The sequence below is a fragment of the Streptomyces sp. NPDC028305 genome (assembly GCF_055569495.1).
The window spans coordinates 800,909-817,410 of sequence record NZ_JBVHTN010000007.1 but is presented as its reverse complement, the minus strand read 5'-3'; the positions used below and the strand labels follow the sequence as shown (position 1 = coordinate 817,410).

Annotated in this window: 13 protein-coding genes; 8 read left to right on the top strand and 5 right to left on the bottom strand. The window is 71.4% G+C overall.

Annotated features, from left to right (window positions below):
* Positions 1-11: 11 nt before the first annotated feature.
* From ACZ4WQ_RS33080 to ACZ4WQ_RS33065, 4 genes are read left to right on the top strand one after another with little or no spacing between them, the layout of a single operon-like run.
* Positions 12-1,325, top strand: a complete 1,314-nt coding sequence (locus ACZ4WQ_RS33080) for an ABC transporter substrate-binding protein (protein WP_311728695.1) — start codon at positions 12-14, stop codon at positions 1,323-1,325.
* The gene (locus tag ACZ4WQ_RS33075) at positions 1,322-2,257 is read left to right on the top strand and encodes a carbohydrate ABC transporter permease (protein ID WP_468022657.1); all 936 of its coding nucleotides are present in this window, start codon (positions 1,322-1,324) and stop codon (positions 2,255-2,257) included. The genes ACZ4WQ_RS33080 and ACZ4WQ_RS33075 overlap by 4 nt, the downstream gene beginning before the upstream one ends.
* Positions 2,254-3,105, top strand: a complete 852-nt coding sequence (locus ACZ4WQ_RS33070; RefSeq protein WP_311728697.1) for a carbohydrate ABC transporter permease — start codon at positions 2,254-2,256, stop codon at positions 3,103-3,105. The genes ACZ4WQ_RS33075 and ACZ4WQ_RS33070 overlap by 4 nt, the downstream gene beginning before the upstream one ends.
* A gap of 35 nt (positions 3,106-3,140) precedes the next feature.
* Positions 3,141-4,178, top strand: coding sequence for a LacI family DNA-binding transcriptional regulator (locus ACZ4WQ_RS33065; protein ID WP_361185548.1), 1,038 nt, complete (start codon positions 3,141-3,143; stop codon positions 4,176-4,178).
* A gap of 74 nt (positions 4,179-4,252) precedes the next feature.
* Here the strand turns inward: ACZ4WQ_RS33065 and ACZ4WQ_RS33060 are convergent, their stop codons facing one another.
* From ACZ4WQ_RS33060 to ACZ4WQ_RS33050, 3 genes are all read right to left on the bottom strand, one after another.
* Entirely contained in the window at positions 4,253-5,689 is a 1,437-nt protein-coding gene (locus tag ACZ4WQ_RS33060; protein ID WP_468022656.1) for an FG-GAP-like repeat-containing protein, read from the bottom strand.
* An 87-nt stretch (positions 5,690-5,776) separates the two neighbouring features.
* A complete protein-coding gene (locus tag ACZ4WQ_RS33055) occupies positions 5,777-6,877 on the bottom strand; it encodes a CobW family GTP-binding protein (protein WP_468022655.1) in 1,101 nt (366 codons plus the stop codon).
* 66 nt (positions 6,878-6,943) lie between these two features.
* Positions 6,944-7,603 (bottom strand): TetR/AcrR family transcriptional regulator, encoded by a 660-nt coding sequence (locus tag ACZ4WQ_RS33050; protein ID WP_468022654.1) that lies wholly within the window; start codon positions 7,601-7,603, stop codon positions 6,944-6,946.
* Positions 7,604-8,117: 514 nt separating this feature from the next.
* Here ACZ4WQ_RS33050 and ACZ4WQ_RS33045 point away from each other — a divergent pair.
* The 4 genes from ACZ4WQ_RS33045 to ACZ4WQ_RS33030 all read left to right on the top strand — a co-directional run bounded on the left by ACZ4WQ_RS33045 (position 8,118) and on the right by ACZ4WQ_RS33030 (position 12,690).
* Positions 8,118-9,722: an amino acid adenylation domain-containing protein gene (locus ACZ4WQ_RS33045; protein ID WP_398373612.1), complete on the top strand. Its 1,605-nt coding sequence runs from the start codon at positions 8,118-8,120 to the stop codon at positions 9,720-9,722.
* Entirely contained in the window at positions 9,719-11,038 is a 1,320-nt protein-coding gene (locus ACZ4WQ_RS33040; protein ID WP_468022653.1) for a ferredoxin reductase domain-containing protein, read from the top strand. The genes ACZ4WQ_RS33045 and ACZ4WQ_RS33040 overlap by 4 nt, the downstream gene beginning before the upstream one ends.
* A gap of 9 nt (positions 11,039-11,047) precedes the next feature.
* Positions 11,048-11,815: an enoyl-CoA hydratase-related protein gene (locus ACZ4WQ_RS33035; protein ID WP_311728704.1), complete on the top strand. Its 768-nt coding sequence runs from the start codon at positions 11,048-11,050 to the stop codon at positions 11,813-11,815.
* 71 nt (positions 11,816-11,886) lie between these two features.
* Entirely contained in the window at positions 11,887-12,690 is an 804-nt protein-coding gene (locus tag ACZ4WQ_RS33030; RefSeq protein ID WP_358842423.1) for an alpha/beta fold hydrolase, read from the top strand.
* Between the two features lie 73 nt (positions 12,691-12,763).
* Here ACZ4WQ_RS33030 and ACZ4WQ_RS33025 read toward each other — a convergent pair whose 3' ends face one another.
* Together ACZ4WQ_RS33025 and ACZ4WQ_RS33020 are read right to left on the bottom strand one after the other, a co-directional pair.
* A complete protein-coding gene (locus ACZ4WQ_RS33025; protein ID WP_398373609.1) occupies positions 12,764-13,771 on the bottom strand; it encodes an aldo/keto reductase in 1,008 nt (335 codons plus the stop codon).
* A gap of 61 nt (positions 13,772-13,832) precedes the next feature.
* Positions 13,833-16,385 carry a glycoside hydrolase family 127 protein gene (locus ACZ4WQ_RS33020; protein ID WP_468022652.1) on the bottom strand — a complete coding sequence of 851 codons (2,553 nt, stop codon included), beginning with the start codon at positions 16,383-16,385 and terminating at the stop codon, positions 13,833-13,835.
* Positions 16,386-16,502: the final 117 nt, after the last annotated feature.

The following is a 16,502-nucleotide window of genomic DNA, read 5'->3' as shown; positions in this document are numbered from 1 at the left end:
AGGAGGCATTCGTGAACCATCACCCCGTCAACCTTCGCTTCGTCGCGGTATCGGTCGCGGCCGCCTTGTCGGCCACCGGCCTGCTCACCGGCTGCGGTTCGTCCGGTGACTCGGCCGATTCGAACGGTCCGGTCGAGCTGACCTACTGGGCCTGGGCACCCGACCTCGACAAGGTCGCGGCGATCTGGAACCAGGACCACCCGGACATCAAGGTGACGGTCAAGAAGCAGGCGTCCGGCGACGACCTCGTCACCAAGATCATCACAGCCGCCAAGGCACACAAGGCCCCGGACCTGGTGCAGGCCGAGTACCAGGCGCTGCCCACCCTGGTCAGCAACGACGTCCTGGCCGACATATCCGGTCAGGTGGGCGACGCCGAGGGCGAGTTCCCCGCGGGCGTCTGGCGCCAGGTCACCCTCGGCTCGGACGCGGTCTACGCCCTGCCCCAGGACTCCGGGCCGATGATGCTGTACTACCGCAAGGACCTGTTCCGGCAGTACGGCCTCCAGGTCCCCACCACCTGGGAGGAGTTCGCGGCCACCGCCCGCAAGCTCAAGGAGAAGGCCCCCGACAAGGCCCTCACCACCTTCTCCGCCAATGACTCCGGGCTCTTCGCGGGCCTCGCCCAGCAGGCCGGCGCCAGTTGGTGGACCACCCAGGGCGACAAGTGGAAGGTGGCCATCGACGGCGCCGCCACCCGCAAGGTCGCGAACTTCTGGGGCGGCCTGGTCAAGGAGGGGGCCATCGACAACCAGCCGATGTACACCCCGGCCTGGAACAAGGCGCTCAACACCGGCAAGCAGATCGCCTGGGTCAGCGCGGTGTGGGCCCCCGGCACCCTCAAGACCGCGGCCCCCGACACCCAGGGCACATGGGCCATGGCACCCCTCCCCCAGTGGAGCGAGGGCTCGAACTGGACCGGCAGCTGGGGCGGCTCCTCCACCGCCGTCACCAACGACAGCGCGCACAAGGACGCCGCCGCGAAGTTCGCGAAGTGGCTCAACACCGACCCGAAGGCGGTCGCAGCGCTGGTGAAGGAGAGCGACGTCTACCCGGCCGCCACCGCCGCGCAGACCGGCGACGCGCTGAAGAAGGCGCCTGACTTCTTCCCCGGCCAGCCCGACTTCTACGCCGAGGTCGCCAAGATCACCGAGGGCATCGCGCCCGCCGCCTGGGGGCCGAACGTCAACGTCGCGTACGCGTCCTTCAACGACAACTTCGGCAAGGCCGCCAAGAACAAGTCCGATTTCGGCGCCGCGCTGGCGGCCATGCAGCAGGCCACCGTCGCCGATCTGAAGAAGCACGGCTTCGAGGTCGCCGAGTGACCCTGCGCCCTCTGGGGCACGGTCCGCGCCGCGCCCCCTATGTCTTCCTCCTCCCCGCGATCCTGCTCTTCGCATGCCTGTTCGCGCTGCCCATCGGCTACGCCCTCTACCTCAGCCTCCGCAAGATCGACGTCAAGGGCCTGGGCCTCGGCAAGGGCTCCCGTGAGGAGGTGTGGGCCGGTCTCTCCAACTACACCGACGCGCTGCACGACCCGGAACTGCTCGACGGCGCCCGGCGCGTCCTCGGCTACGGCCTGATCGTCGTGCCCACGATGCTGGGCCTGGCCCTGCTGTTCGCGCTGCTGCTCGACGCCGACCGGCGGGGCCGCAAGGACACCCTGCTGCGCGGCTTCTCACGGCTGGCGATCTTCCTTCCGTACGCGATCCCCGGTGTGGTCGCCGCGCTGCTGTGGGGGTTCCTCTACCTGCCCGATGTGAGCCCGTTCCACTATCTGCTCGGCAAGGCGGGGCTGCCGCGGCCCGAGCTGCTGGACGGCGGCGGACTCTATGCGTCCATGTCCAATATCGCGGTGTGGGGCGGCAGCGGCTTCAACATGATCGTGATCTACACCTCGCTGCGCTCCATACCCGCCGAGGTCTACGAGGCGGCCCGGCTCGACGGGTGCTCCCAGCTCCAGATCGCGCTGCGCATCAAGATCCCCATGGTGACCCCGTCCCTGGTGCTCACCTTCTTCTTCTCGATCATCGCCACCATGCAGGTGTTCAACGAGCCGACCACCCTCAAACCGCTCACCAACTCGGTCTCCACCACCTGGAGCCCCCTGATGGTGGTCCATCAGAAGGCCTTCGTCGAGGGCGATGTGTACGCGGCCGCCGCGACCTCGTTGATCATCGCGGTCGTCACCCTGGTCCTGTCCTTCGGTTTCCTGAGGGTCGCGGGCGCCCGCACCCGCCAGGGAGGCTCCCGATGAGCACCACCACGGCCGTCCGCGCCCGCCCCTCCTGGATCCCCACCGCCCTGTTGCTGCTCGGCGCCGTCTACTGTCTGCTGCCGGTCGCCTGGGTCGTGATCGCCTCCACCAAGAGCGGACCCGAGCTCTTCTCCACGTTCACCTTCCTGCCGGGCAGCGGATTCGCGGACAACATCGCCGACCTGTCCGCGTACCGCGACGGCGTGTACTGGAAGTGGATGGCCAACTCGCTGCTGTACGCGGGGCTCGGCGCGCTGCTGTCCTGCGCCGTCTCGGCCCTGTCCGGCTACGCCCTGGCGCGCTACCGGTTCCGTGGCCGCGAGGCCATCTTCAACATCCTGCTGACCGGTGTGCTGATGCCCCCGGTGATCCTCGCCGTGCCGCAGTACCTGCTGCTGGCCAGGGCCGACATGGCCGACACCTATCTGTCGGTGCTGCTGCCGAACATCCTGTCGCCGTACGGGATCTATCTGGCGCGGATCTACGCGTCCGCGGCCGTCCCCGCCGAGATGGTCGAGGCGGGGCGGATGGACGGCGCGGGAGAGTGGCGGATCTTCCGCTCGGTGGCGCTGCCGATGATGCGGCCCGGCCTGGTCACGGTCTTCCTCTTCCAGTTCGTGACCATCTGGAACAACTTCCTGCTGCCGTACATCATGCTGGGCGACGACGAGAAGTTCCCGGTCACCCTGGGGCTGTTCACCCTGCTGAGGCAGGGCGCCGCCACCCCGGCCCTGTACACCCTCGTCATCACCGGAGCGCTGCTGGCGATCATCCCGCTCATCGCGCTGTTCCTGGTCATCCAGCGGTTCTGGAGTCTGGATCTGCTCTCCGGGGCCGTAAAGTCCTGACCGACGAAGCGATGTCTGGAGAGATAAGAACGCGCATGAGCCGCACCGGCAACAGCACCCCCGGCCGACGACGGCCGCCGACCATCCATGACGTGGCGCGCGAGGCCGGGGTCTCGCGCGGCACCGTCTCGCGCGTCCTCAACGGCGGGCACTATGTGAGCCCGGCGGCGCTGGAGGCGGTCAACGCCGCCATCCGCAGGACCGGCTATGTCGTCAACCGGCACGCCCGTTCGCTGATCACCGGCCGGTCGGACTCGGTGGCCTTCCTGCTCACCGAGCCACAGGAGCGGTTCTTCGAGGACCCCAACTTCAGTGTGCTGCTGCGCGGCTGCACCCAGGCGCTGGCCGCACACGACATCACGCTGCTGCTGATGAGCGCGAGCGACGAGCCGGAGCGACGGCGGATCATGCGCTTTCTCACCGGCGGCCATGTCGACGGGGTGCTGCTGGTCTCCAGCCACTCCGGCGACCCGCTCGCCACCCGGCTGCGGAAGGCCGGGGTGCCGCTGGTGGCCTGCGGCAAACCGCTGGTCCCCAGCCCGGAGATCGCCTACGTCGCCGCCGACGACCGGGCCGGGGCCCGCGACATGGTGCGCCATCTGCTGGACAGCGGGCGCCGCCGCATCGCGACCGTCACCGGCCCGCTGGACACCCCCGGCGGCGTCGACCGGCTCGCCGGATACCGCGAGGAGCTCGCGGCGGCGGGCCTGGCGGCGGACGAGGAGCTGGTGGTCTCCGGCGACTACAGCCGCGCCGGCGGCGAGCGGGCGGCGGCCGAGCTGCTGGAGCGGGCGCCCGGCCTGGACGCCGTCTTCGTCGCCTCGGACCTGATGGCCCAGGGCGTGCTGGCCGCGCTGCGGCGGACCGGGCGGCGGGTGCCCCAGGACGTCGCCGTGGCCGGGTTCGACGACTCCCCCGCCGCGCTGGCCGCCAGCCCCGGTCTGACCACGATCCGCCAGCCGTGGGAGCGGATCACCGCCGAGATGGTGCGGGTGCTGCTGGCGCAGATCGGCGGCGAGAAGCCGTCCGGGGTCATCCTCCCCACCGAACTCGTGATCCGGGAATCGGCCTGAGGCGCCGAGGCGCGGGCGCCGTGTGTGCCGCGGCGCCCGCGCCCCCTCCCGCTGTGCGGCCGTGTGGCGGCGCGCTACCGCGCGAAGCCGCGGCCCAGCTGCGCGCCCGACTCGGGGCCGCCCAGCGCGTTCGGCCCGAAGGAGACGACTCCGGTGGTGGTCAGCCCGCCCGTGCCGCCGCGCAGCACCCAGGCCGCGCCGCTCGAGGTGTAGGTGCCGTCCTCGTCGGGCGCGCCCACGGCCAGGTCGTCCTTGCCGTCGCCGTCGGTGTCCCCGAGCCGCACGGCCGCGCCGAAGTGGTCCCCGGCCTCCGCCGCGCCCGGGACGCCTGCGGTGTCCTGGGTGAACGCCTGGGCGCCGGTGCCGCTGACACCGCCCGCGCCGCCGTAGAGCTGTACGACGCTGCCCGCGTCCACGCCGCCGTCCAGGTCCTCGTACGGGATGCCGACCGCGACGTCCGCGTATCCGTCGCCGTTGACGTCACCGGCGCTCAGCGAGTAGCCGAACTGGTCGCCGTCCTCGTTCACCCCGGGCACGCCCGCGGTGTTCTGGTCGATGACCTTGGTGCGGGTGGCGCCGGGGCCGCTCGCGGAGCCGTAGAGGACCTTGATGGTGCCGTGGTCGTACGGCAGGTTCTCCACCACGTTGCCGGGGACGGTCCGGATGATCAGGTCGGCGTAGCCGTCCTTGTCGACGTCGCCGATGGTGCCCGAGGCGGCGTGGTCGATCCGGGTCGGTGCCGAGCCCAGGCCACTCGCGCCGCCCTTCCAGTACAGGCTCGCCTCGGACATCTCCTCGAAGGCGTGGTTGGTGACCAGGTCGTCGGAGCCGTCGCCGTTGATGTCGCCCGCGACCATCTCGGTCGGGCCGAAGGTGCGGCCCGTGTTCAGGGTGTTCGCGGTGGCCGCGGCGCCCTGGCGGGTGAACGGGCCGTACAGGACGCGCAGTTCGCCCTCGCCGGTGCCCTCCGCGACCAGGTCGGCGTGGCCGTCGCCGTTGAAGTCGCCTCCGGTCAGGCCAGGGCCGTCTGTGCTGGTCTGGTCGGACAGCGCGGTGCCGCCCGTCAGCCCGCCCGCCGAGCCCCACAGGACGGTGACGGGCGAGTCGCCCTGGGACTGCACGGCCAGGTCGGTGTAGCCGTCGCCGTCCAGGTCCCGGGCGACCGTGCGGTAGCCGAACCAGGCCCCGTCCGCCGGGTCGCCGGGGACACCCGCGGTCGCCCGGCTGATGATCTGACGGTGGGTGGTGTCCGCCCCGGTGGCCGAGCCGTAGACCACCGCGACATAGCCGGCGCGGGTCTTGCCGCCGACCGTGGCGGCGGGGGCCGAGACGACGAGGTCCGGGTGGCCGTCCTTGTTGAAGTCGGCCCGCGGCGCGGCCCCGGCGAGGGAGGTGCCGGTGGCGCCCCGCTCGGCGGCGCCCGCGGCCGAAGCGGACAGTAAGGCCGGGGTGGTCACAAGTGCGGCCACCATCGCGCAGCGCACGGCGGTGGCAATGGAGCGATGACGCACAAGTCCTCCTGCTGTTGGTACAGGTTTCATCTCGGGTACACCCTGGAGGACTGCCGATCGGCGGCGACGGTTGTGCGCCGGGCGCGATCAATCTGTGTGTGACGCGTCGGCCGGCACGGGCTCCTCGACGTCCGGCTCATCCGTGTCCAGCTCGTCCGTCCGCTCCTGGACGTACCGCAGGATGCCCATCATGTGCTGGTCGGCGATGGTCCCCGGGGCGGCGGCCACACAGTCCGTCAGCTCCTTGGTGAGGGCCTCGGCGTCGATTCCGGCGCCGATCATCACCAGTTGGGTCATCCGCGCCTCGCCGGGCGCCCACTCCGAGGGATGGAAGCGGAGGTAGGAGCCGACCGCGTGCAAGGCGAACTTCCGGTCGTGGCCCGGGGCGGCGAAGTGGATGAACCCCTTCATCCGGTAGAGCCCGGCGGGCCGGCCGTCGAGGAACTCCAGGAACCGGCGTGGGTCGAGCGGCCGGTCGGCGGTGAATTCCACGCTCTGGTACGCGTGGTGGAGGTGTTCGTGCCAGTCGTGCTCGTCCGTGCACACCTCGGCGAAGGAGAGCTGGCGGTAGCGCTCCCCGCCCGGTGCGCCGGGGCCGCGGTCGAAGAGGAAGCCGGGGTCCACGCGCCCGTGTTCGGCGGTGACCACGGGGGCGCCCGGGGCGATGCGGGCCAGCGTCTCCAGCACCCGGGCGCGCTCCTGCTCCGAAACGCGGTCGGCCTTGTTGAGCACCACCGCGTCGGCGGCGCGCACATGGCGGTCGAGCTCCGGGTGGCGCTCGCGGGTGTTCTCGAACTCCGCGGCGTCGACGACCTCGATCAGCCCGCCGTACAGGATGTGCTCGTTCTCGCTGGAGAGCAGCGTACGGATCATGCTCTGCGGCTCGGCCAGACCGCTGGCCTCGATCACGATGACCTCGATGCCGAGCGACGGCTCGGTGAGCCGGGCCAGCATCTCGTCCATCTCGGTGGAGTCCGCGGCGCAGCACAGACAGCCGTTCTCGATCGGGATCATGGAGTCGACCTGGCCGGCGACGGCCATCGCGTCGATGTTGATGCTCCCGAAGTCGTTGACGATGACCCCGATGCGGGTGTCCACGCTGCCGCGCAGCAGGTGGTTGAGCATGGTGGTCTTTCCGGAGCCCAGGAAACCAGTGACGAGAACGACCGGGATCCGCCTGGTGGTCAAGGTTGCGACTCCGTTGCAGCGATGCGTGTGCGGCGACTCATGGGGGGGTGGTTGAGGCCGCTCATCCTATCCGGCGTACGGGGCGAGGCCGGACCGCAGCATGGCGAAGGCCCGGTCGGCGGCGGCCACCGCGCCCGGGTGGACCTCGTCCGCGGTCGCACCGGCGTCGATCCGGCGCCAGTTGTCCAGGGCGAGGATCCGCTGGACCGCGATGATCTGCCCCGCCGCGAGCCGCGGCGTCAGGTCGTCCGGCTCGCCGCCCCCCGTCGGCGCCGCGCCCAGCGCCGCGCCCAGCGCCGCGGCCAGCGCCGCCTCCGATCTGCTGACGTAGTCGAACAGCCGGGCCACCAGGCTGGGCGTGCCGTACAGCAGCCGGTGGTACGCCAGGACACCCTCCGCGTCGCTCAGGCCGGTGACCGGGTCGCGCCGCTCCAACCCGGTCAGGAAGTGCTGCCGCAGCGCGGCCAGAGGCGACTGCCCCGCCGGGCGCTCCCGCACCACCCGGCCCGCCTCGTCCTCGTGGTCGGCGAACCGGTGCAGCACCAGGTCCTCCTTGGTCGGGAAGTAGCGGAAGAGGGTGGGCTTGGACACCTCGGCCGCGGCCGCCACATCGGCGACGGACACCTGGTCGAAGCCGTGCCGCAGAAACAGGGAGATCGCCGTTTCGGAGATCGTCCGGTACGTCCGCTGCTTCTTGCGTTCCCGCAGGCCCGTCTCACCGCTCATGGGACGCAACCGTAACCCCCGCAGGGGCGATGACCAGTCTCGGCCACGCGCGCCGCCCCGGCGGTCGAACGGTTCCTCGTCCGCAGCCGTGCTCGCTCCACCGCCAGGTCGGCATCAACTCCGCAAGCCATACCATTCCGCGCCACTGGACTCTAGTGGGATCCTGGCCGACTTGCGCCTGTCAGCCGTCTTCCGCAGCCACCCGCCGGGTCCTTAAGCTCTCAACAAGAGAGACGGCTGATGCACCTGCGCCACACGATGCCCGTGTGACCCGGGCCGGGCCCCGCGCACCACGATCAGCGCCGAGCGCCGACTCTTCGACACACACGGCTCGTCGCCTGCCCCACACCCGCCGCCCCTGGCGAGCTCCGGCACGTTCAGTCGAATTTCAAGTCGAACACTGCACGATATACCGAACATCTGGCTTGGCACGCCGGCCACGTGCGCCCCCATGCCCGGACAAAGCGGCACACACCGGCGGTTGGCCCCCATCACCGCGGAGGGAATCGACACCATGCACCAGGAACCGAGCGAACGGGCCGCGGCACCGGCCTGGTCCGCACACCCGCTGCACGAGCTGTCCGAGGACGACCGCCACCTCTTCCAGAGATTCGGCCGGGGCCCGGTGGCGGCGGTGCCCCACGCCTGTGTCCACCACGCCTTCGAACGGCACGCCGCCACCGATCCGTTCGCCCTCGCGGCCGAACACCTCGGCGCCACCATCACCTACGGAGAGCTGGACCGGCAGGCGAACCGGCTGGCGGCACATCTGGCCGGGCTCGGTGTGCGCCCCGGCGACCATGTCGCGTTATGCGTGCGGCGCTCCATCCCCATGCTGGTCGGCCTGCTGGCCGTGCTGAAGGCCGGAGCCGCGTACGTACCGCAGGACGCCGGGCTCACCCCACGCCCCCAGCTGGACCATGTCATCCGCACCTCCCGGGCCCGGGTGATCCTCACGACGTCCGGCTTCGCGGAGCGGATACCGGTGCCCGAGGGCCATGTCCTCGTCGCGATCGACACCGTGATGGCGGAGCCGCTGGACCGCGCCCGGGACACCGTCGCGTTCCGGCCCGCCCGGCCGCCGCGGGGCGACGACGGGTGCTATGTGCTGTTCACCTCCGGCACCACCGGACGGCCCAACGGGGTCACCGTCACCCACCGCAACGTCTGCAACATCCTGCTGACCGCCCCCGGCGACCTCGGCATGCGACCGGGAACGCGGGTGGGCCAGATCCTCAATGTGGCGTTCGACATGGCCGCGTGGGAGATCCTGGGCTGCCTGAGCCACGGCGCCACGCTGGTCATCCGCGGCAAGGACATCGCCGAGACCGTACGGCGGGTGGACGTGGTCATCGCCACCCCGACCGTGCTCAGCCGGCTCGACCCCGACCAGTGCCGGCAGGTGCGGGTGGCGGCCGTGGCCGGGGAGCCGTGCCCGCGCCGGCTCGCCGACCGGTGGGCCCGCTTCTGCGCCTTCTACAACGCGTGCGGCCCGACCGAGACCACCATCGTCAACACCATGCAGCGCCACGACCCGGCCGCGCTGCGGCTGACCATCGGCCGTCCCACCCCCAACAACACCGTGTACGTCCTGGGCCCCGACCGCCGGCCCTGCGCCATCGGCGAGACGGGCGAGATGTGGGCGGGCGGCGACGGGGTGTCCGCCGGGTACCTCCGCAACCCCGAGCTGAACGCCGAGCGCTATGTGCCCGACCCCTTCCTGGGTGGGGGCCGGATGATGTTCCGCACCCGCGATCTGGGCCGCTGGACACCCGACGGCGAGCTGGAACACCTGGGCAGAACCGATGACCAGGTGAAGGTGCGCGGGTTCCGCGTGGAGTTGGACTCCGTCTCGGCGGTACTGGAGTCACTGCCCGGCTGCGCCCGCGCGGTGACGCTGAAGCCGGACGACACCGGCCTGGTGTCCTTTGTCTCGCCCGCCCACCTCGACCCCGAGGCGGCGCGGCGGGCCGTCGCCACGGCCCTCCCCTACTACTGCGTGCCGCGGGCGGTGCACCCGATGGCGGCGCTGCCGCTCACCAGCCGCGGCAAGGTCGACAAGGTGGCGCTGCTGCGGCTGGCCGCCGAGCGCCGGACGAGTGGCGAGGTGGCGTCGTGACCACTGCCCGCACCGCGGCCCCGGCGCACCGGGCACAGGTGGCGCTGCCGCCGCCGACCTCGCTGCCGCGACGGCTCCTCAAGCATCCGCGCCTGATGCACTACAACCGGCTGATCCTGCTGGTGTGGACGGTCAACCTGGCCTTTCTCGCCACCCGCCCGGACGGGGGCCTCGGGCCGCGGACCCTCTCCCACGCCGCGCTGGCGAACTTCCTGCTGGCGATCGTGGTCCGCCAGCAGTACGTCATCAATCTGCTGTTCCGGCTCGCCACCGCGGCGCCCACCAGCTGGCCGCTGCGGATCCGTTGGGCCCTGGCCAAGGTCTACCACTTCGGCGGGCTGCACGTCGGCGGGGCCACCGCCGGCGCCCTGTGGTTCCTGGCCCTGGTCGGCTCCCTCACCCGGCACGGGGCGCCGGCCGCCACGCTCGCCGTCTCGTACGCGCTGCTCGGGCTGCTGGTGGCCATCGTGGCCACCGCGCTGCCGCCCTTCCGGGCGCGGTTCCACGACCACTTCGAGAAGGCACACCGCTTCGGCGGCTGGGCGGCGCTCGCGCTGCTGTGGGCGCAGACCGTGCTGACCACGCTCGACGAGCGGGGCGGCGGCTCCGCCGCGGACGCCCTGCTGACGGCCCCCGAGCTGTGGACCGTGGCCGTGCTGACCTTCAGCGTGGCCCTGCCGTGGCTGCGGCTGCGCCGGGTGCCGGTGGCCATCGAGCGCCCCTCCTCGCATGTGGCGCTCGTCCGCTTCGACCACGGCGTGACACCGTTCGCCGGGTCGTCCACGGCCGTCAGCCGCAACCCGCTGCTGGAGTGGCACTCGTTCGCCAACGTGCCCGCCCCCGGCCAGGCGGGGTTCCGTCTCACCATCTCCCGCGCCGGGGACTGGACCGGGAAGTTCATCGACGACCTGCCCTCCCACGTCTGGGTCAAGGGCATCACCACGGCGGGCGTGGCCAACATCGAGACCCTGTTCACCAAGGTGATCTATGTGGCCACCGGCAGCGGCATCGGCCCGTGCCTGCCCCATCTGCTGGCCCGCGAGGTCCCGGCCCGCCTGGTCTGGGCCACCCGCGATCCGCGCCGGACCTACGGCGACGGGCTGGTCGACGAGATCCTCGCGGTCCAGCCCGACGCCCTGATCTGGGACACCTCCGAACACGGCAAGCCCGACATGGTCGAGCTGGCCTACGCCGCGTACGCCGAGTTCGGGGCGGAGGCGGTGATCTGCATCTCCAACAAGAAGCTGACCTGGCAGGTCGTCCACGGCATGGAGCGCCGTGGGATCCCCGCGTACGGCGCCATCTGGGACTCGTAGGGAGACACCATGGATGTCATCAAGATCGAACAGCATGGGCGTGTGGTCACCGCGCGGCTGCACCGCCCCACCGTGCTCAACGCGCTGAACAGCGAGGTGATGACGGAGCTGGTCGCGGCGCTGTCACCGCTGGACCTCGACCCGGACGTCGGCTGCTTCGTGATCACCGGGTCCGAGCGGGCCTTCGCCGCGGGGGCCGACATCAAGGAGATGGCGGCCAAGTCCTTCGCCGAGATGGCCGAGGAGGACTTCTTCGCGGGCTGGGAGGGGTTCGCCGCGCTGCGCACCCCGAAGATCGCCGCCGTCCGCGGCTATGCCCTGGGCGGCGGCTGCGAGCTGGCCATGATGTGCGATCTGATCCTGGCGGGCGAGTCCGCGGTGTTCGGCCAGCCGGAGATCAAGCTGGGCGTGATCCCGGGCATCGGCGGCACTCAGCGGCTGACCGGTCTGGTGGGCAAGGCCAAGGCGATGGATCTGATCCTCACCGGCCGGACGATGGACGCCCGGGAGGCCGAGCGCTGCGGACTGGTCTCCCGCGTGGTGCCGGACGAACGCCTCGCGCAGGAGGTGGCGGAGGCGGCCGCGGCCATCGCGTCGTACGGCAGGACCGCGGTCAGGGCCGCCCGCGAGGCGGTGGAGCGGGCCCTGGAGGTGGGGCTGCGCGAGGGGCTGCTGTTCGAACGGCGGACGTTCCACGCCCTGTTCGCCACCGAGGACCAGTCCGAGGGCATGCGGGCGTTTCTCGACAAGCGGGCCCCGCGCTTCACCGGCCACTGAGCCGGCAGCGCGGGCGAAAGCGCTTTCTGGCAGGATCTGCCGCAGCCGTCCCCGACCAGAAGGAAGCCAGCATGACCACGCGCCCGTCCGCCGTGCCGCTCCACTGCGACCAGGGCGGTACGGGCGCTCCCCCGCTGCTGCTGGTGCACGGCTGGGGCGGCGACGCCGGGGAGTGGGCACCGCACCTGGCCGCGTGGTCGCGCCGGCACCGTGTGCTCGCCCCGGACCTGCGCGGCCACGGTCGCTCCCCCGCGCCCCGCGAGGGCTACGGGCCGCGGGACTTCGCCGCCGATCTCGCGGCCCTGCTGCACCGCCTGGACACCGGTCCGGTCGTCGCCGTCGGCCACTCGATGGGCGGGCAGATCGTCACCGCCCTGGCCGTCGAGCACCCCGCGCTGGTACGGGCCGTGGTGGTGCTGGACCCGGCGTACGGCGCGGACGAGGCGGAGCTGGCCCGGGTGCCCGCCGAGCAGGAGGCGCTGCGCGCCGAGGGGGCCGGGTGGGCGCTGAAGTTCGTCCGCGGGGCTTTCGGGCCGCACACCCCGCCCGGGGTGCGGGCCCGGCATGAGCGGCTGATGGCGGCCATGGACCCGGAGGTGCTCGCCCGCTGCCGCGACGGGATGTATCTGGCGCCGGACGCCTTCGGGGCGCGGGCGGCGGCGCGGGCGTATCTGGCGCGCCGCCGCTGCCCGGTGCTGGGCGTGTACTCGAGCGAGGCGGCGGCCGACTGGGAGCGCGCCGCGCTCGCCCACCCGTACTCCCGCGTCGAGGCATGGCCGGAGTGCGGCCACTATCTGCACGAGGACCGACCGGAGGCGTTGATCGAGCTGGTCGAGGAGTGGACCGCCGGGCTCGGCGGGCCCGGGGCCGCGTAGCCCCTGTCCGGGCGGGTCCGGCCGGCGCCCCGTCCGGGCGGCTGAGGGGCGCCGGCCGGACGGGGCGGGGCGGTCAGGGGATCGCGACGCCGTTCTCGGCCGAGAGCCGGTCGATCTCGGCCAGTTCGGCGTCGGTGAACGCCGGCGAGTCGAGCACCGCCACGTTCTGCTCCAGCTGGGCGACGCTGCTCGCGCCGATCAGCACGGACACCACCCGCGGATCGCGCAGCACCCAGGCCAGCGCCAGCTGGGCGAGGGTCTGGCCACGGCCCTCGGCGAGCTTGTTGAGGGCGTGCAGCAGGGCGAGCCGCTGCTGGGTGAGCACCTCGCGCTTGAGGAAGTGGCCGACCGCCATGCGGGAGTCGGCGGGCACCCCGTTGAGATAGCGGTCGGTGAGCTGTCCCTGGGCGAGCGGCGAGAAGGCGATCACGCCGACCCCCGCCCGCTCGGAGGCCTCCAGTACCCCGCCCTCCACGTCGCGGTGGAGGAGGGAGTACGGGTGCTGGTTGATCAGGTACGGGGTGCGCAGCTCCTTCAGGATGGCGGTGGCCCGCTCGATGGCCTCGGGCGGATAGTTGGACAGGCCCGCGTAGAGCGCCTTGCCCTGCCGCACCGCGGTGTCCAGCGCGCCCATCGTCTCCTCGAGGGGCGTGTCCGGGTCGAAGCGGTGGGAGTAGAAGACGTCGACGTAGTCCAGGCCCATCCGGGTCAGGGACTGGTCGAGGCTGGCCAGGACGTACTTGCGCGAGCCGAATTCGCCGTACGGGCCCGGCCACATCAGGTAGCCGGCCTTGCTCGCGATGAACAGCTCGTCGCGGTACGGGCGGAAGTCCTGGGCGAAGATCGTGCCGAAGTTGGACTCGGCGCTGCCGGGCGGCGGGCCGTAGTTGTTGGCCAGATCGATGTGGGTGACGCCGAGGTCGAAGGCGCGGCGCAGGACCGCGCGCTGGGTCTCGAGCGGATGGGTGTCGCCGAAGTTGTGCCACAGACCGAGGGAAACCTTCGGCAGCAGCACCCCGCTGCGCCCACAGCGCTGGTACTGCATGGTTCCGTAGCGGTTCTCGGCGGCGAGATAGACCATGTGCGTCGTCCTCGTTCCCGTTCTGTTCTTGTCTCGTTTTCGACCTTGGTGTCAATCGTGGTCATTGTGCCAGGGCCGTGACCTCCGCCGCGGTCAGCGTCTTGCCGTAGACGCGGCAGTCGTCGAGCGCGCCCTTGAGGTACGGGTCGGGGTACTGGGACTTGCCGAGGTAGGCGGCGCGGATGTGGTTGCCGAAGTGGCGGGGCTCCACGGTGATCTGCGCGTTGCGGCCCACCTCGCGTCCGTTCACATACAGCACGGCGGTGCCCGCTCCGTAGGTCACGGCGACATGGGTCCACTGGCCGGTCGGCAGCGGGTCGGCCTCGATGCGCTGTTCTGCACCACCTCCGCCCGCGGTGATGGCGAAGCGCAGCTTGCCGGAGTCGGCGCGCGGGGTGAGGAACATGTTGGCGGTCACGCCCGTCCCGATGTCGAAGATCCGGGTCCACGCCGTGTCCTGGCTGTCCAGCCGCGCCCAGAGCGCCACGCTGTACGCGGTGGCCCCGGCCAGGAGGTCGTCGGCGAGGGCGACGTATCCGTCGGTGCCGCCCAGCGCGACGGCGCCTCCGGTCCGCCCGGCCGTCCAGGAGGCGCCGCCGGTGAGCGTGGCGGTCTTGCCGTTGCCGGTGGCGTCGGCGGCGCTGGTCCCGCCGGTCTCGTCGAAGCGATGCCAGGCGGCGAAGGCGGGCGGCGGGGTGGGCGGCTCGCCGGTCAGCCAGTACACGTTGTAGTTCTGGTGGTGGACACGGGCGACCGGGAGCAGGGTGACGGTCTCGCCACTCGCGGTGGCGGTGAACTTCAGCGTGGCGCCGGACTGCTGCCGCACCGAGTCCTTCACCAGCCGCGGCATGGTCATATTGGGGCGGTTGCCGTACGCCCCGGCGAGCACGACCGGCCCGTACAGCACGGCCTGGACGTCCGGGTCATCGGGCGTGGGGTCGAGCTTCAGCGCCATCGGCAGGGTCACCTCGACGCGGTCGCCGGCCTTCCAGGTGCGGTCGATGACCAGCCAGCTGCCGGGTTTGGGCTGGTCGGGGAGGGTGGTGCCGTTGAGCGCCGCGCGGGCGCCGGTGGCCCAGGAGGGGATGCGCACCCGCAGTTCGAGGGAGGCCGTGCCGGAGGCCACGGTGAGGGTGGTGGTCTGCTGGTCGGGGAAGCCGGTGGTCTGGCGCCAGATGATGCCCTTCTCCTGCCAGCGCAGCTCGGAGGGGATGAAGAGGTTCACCAGCAGGCTGCGGTCCGCGTAGGTGTAGATGGTGTCGGCGCACTTGGCCTGGGTCTCCATGCCGCTGCCGTGGTCGCAGGAGAAGTTGTTGTAGTCCGTGGAGTACTGGTTCGGGTCGGTGCCCATGAAGGACGGCTGCTGTTTGAAGGCGCCGGGTGCCAGGCCGGTGTAGTAGATGTTGAAGCCGTGGGCCGAGTCCGGGTCCTGCTCGCCCAGCATCTGGTTGAGGAGGGTGCGCTCGTAGTAGTCGAGCAGGTCGGTGCGGTCGGGCGCGTGGAAGTGGATCAGCCGGGTGAGCTTGAGCATGTTGTAGCTGTTGCAGTTCTCGCAGCAGTTGTTGGACAGCTGGGCGGCGATGGCGTCGGGCTCGTGGAACGCCTCGCCGTTGCTGTTGCCACCGATGACATAGGTGTGGTGGTCGGTGACGATCTTCCAGAAGTTCTCGCCGATGGTGCGGTAGCAGCCGGCCAGGCCCTGTTCCCACAGCCGCAGGGCGCCGACCATCTTGGGGATCTGGGTGTTGGCGTGCAACCCGGCGAGCTGGTCCTCGTTGCGGGCGAGCGGGTCGAAGACACGGGCGTGGGTGAAGCGCTCGGCGACCCTCAGCCACCGGGTGTCGCCGGTGATCGCGTGCAGATCGGCCAGCACCTCGTTCATGCCGCCGAACTCGGTCTGTAGCACCCGCTGCATCTGGTCGTAGCCGAGCCTGCCGGTGCGCGTGTCCACCCAGGCGGCCTGGCGCAGCACGACGTCCAGGGCCTCGGCGTTGCCCGCCAGCCGGTGCTGGTCGACCAGCCCGGCCATGATCTTGTGGATGGTGTAGTACGGCGCCCACACCCCGGAGCCGGACTCCAGTCGGTCGAAGAAGTCCTCCGGGAAGGCCGAGAGATAGCCCTGGCCATAGCCCGCTGCCGGGGATTTCGCCTGGCAGGCGGCGAGCGCGGACACCAGCTTGCGGCTCTTGTCCAGCAGCGCGGTGTCGCCCGTGTTGGCGTAGGTGAGGGCAAGACCGGACAGCAGATGGCCGGTGCTGTGGCCGCGCAGCTCGGTGGTCGGGCTCTCCCAGCCGCCGCAGGCCTGGGCGCTGCTGGGCAGGCCGACGTTGAGCCGGAAAGTGTGGAGCAGCCGGTCGATGTCGACGAACCGCAGATAGGCCGTGTTGCGGGACTGGTTGTCCTTGAAGGGGCCCGGCAGCAGGGTGACGGAGCCGAGCGGGAAGGGCCGGACGGCGGTGACCGCCCGCGCCCGGCCGCGGGGTGCGGCCGAGGCGGCCGGGGCGGCCGGGGCGGCCGCCAGGGCCGTGCCACCGGCCGCTGCCGTGAGCGCGACGGCCGCGGCGCCGGACGCCGTGGTGGCGAGGAAGTGCCGTCTGTCGACTGGTTCGTTCATGTTCTTCCCTCACAGAGGTTCGAAATTACGAACAATGTCCGACATGTTGCGCACGGTGACGCTACCGGCCCCTCCCTGGAAGTCAACAGTCCCAGCCGCACCAGGGCACCGGACCGG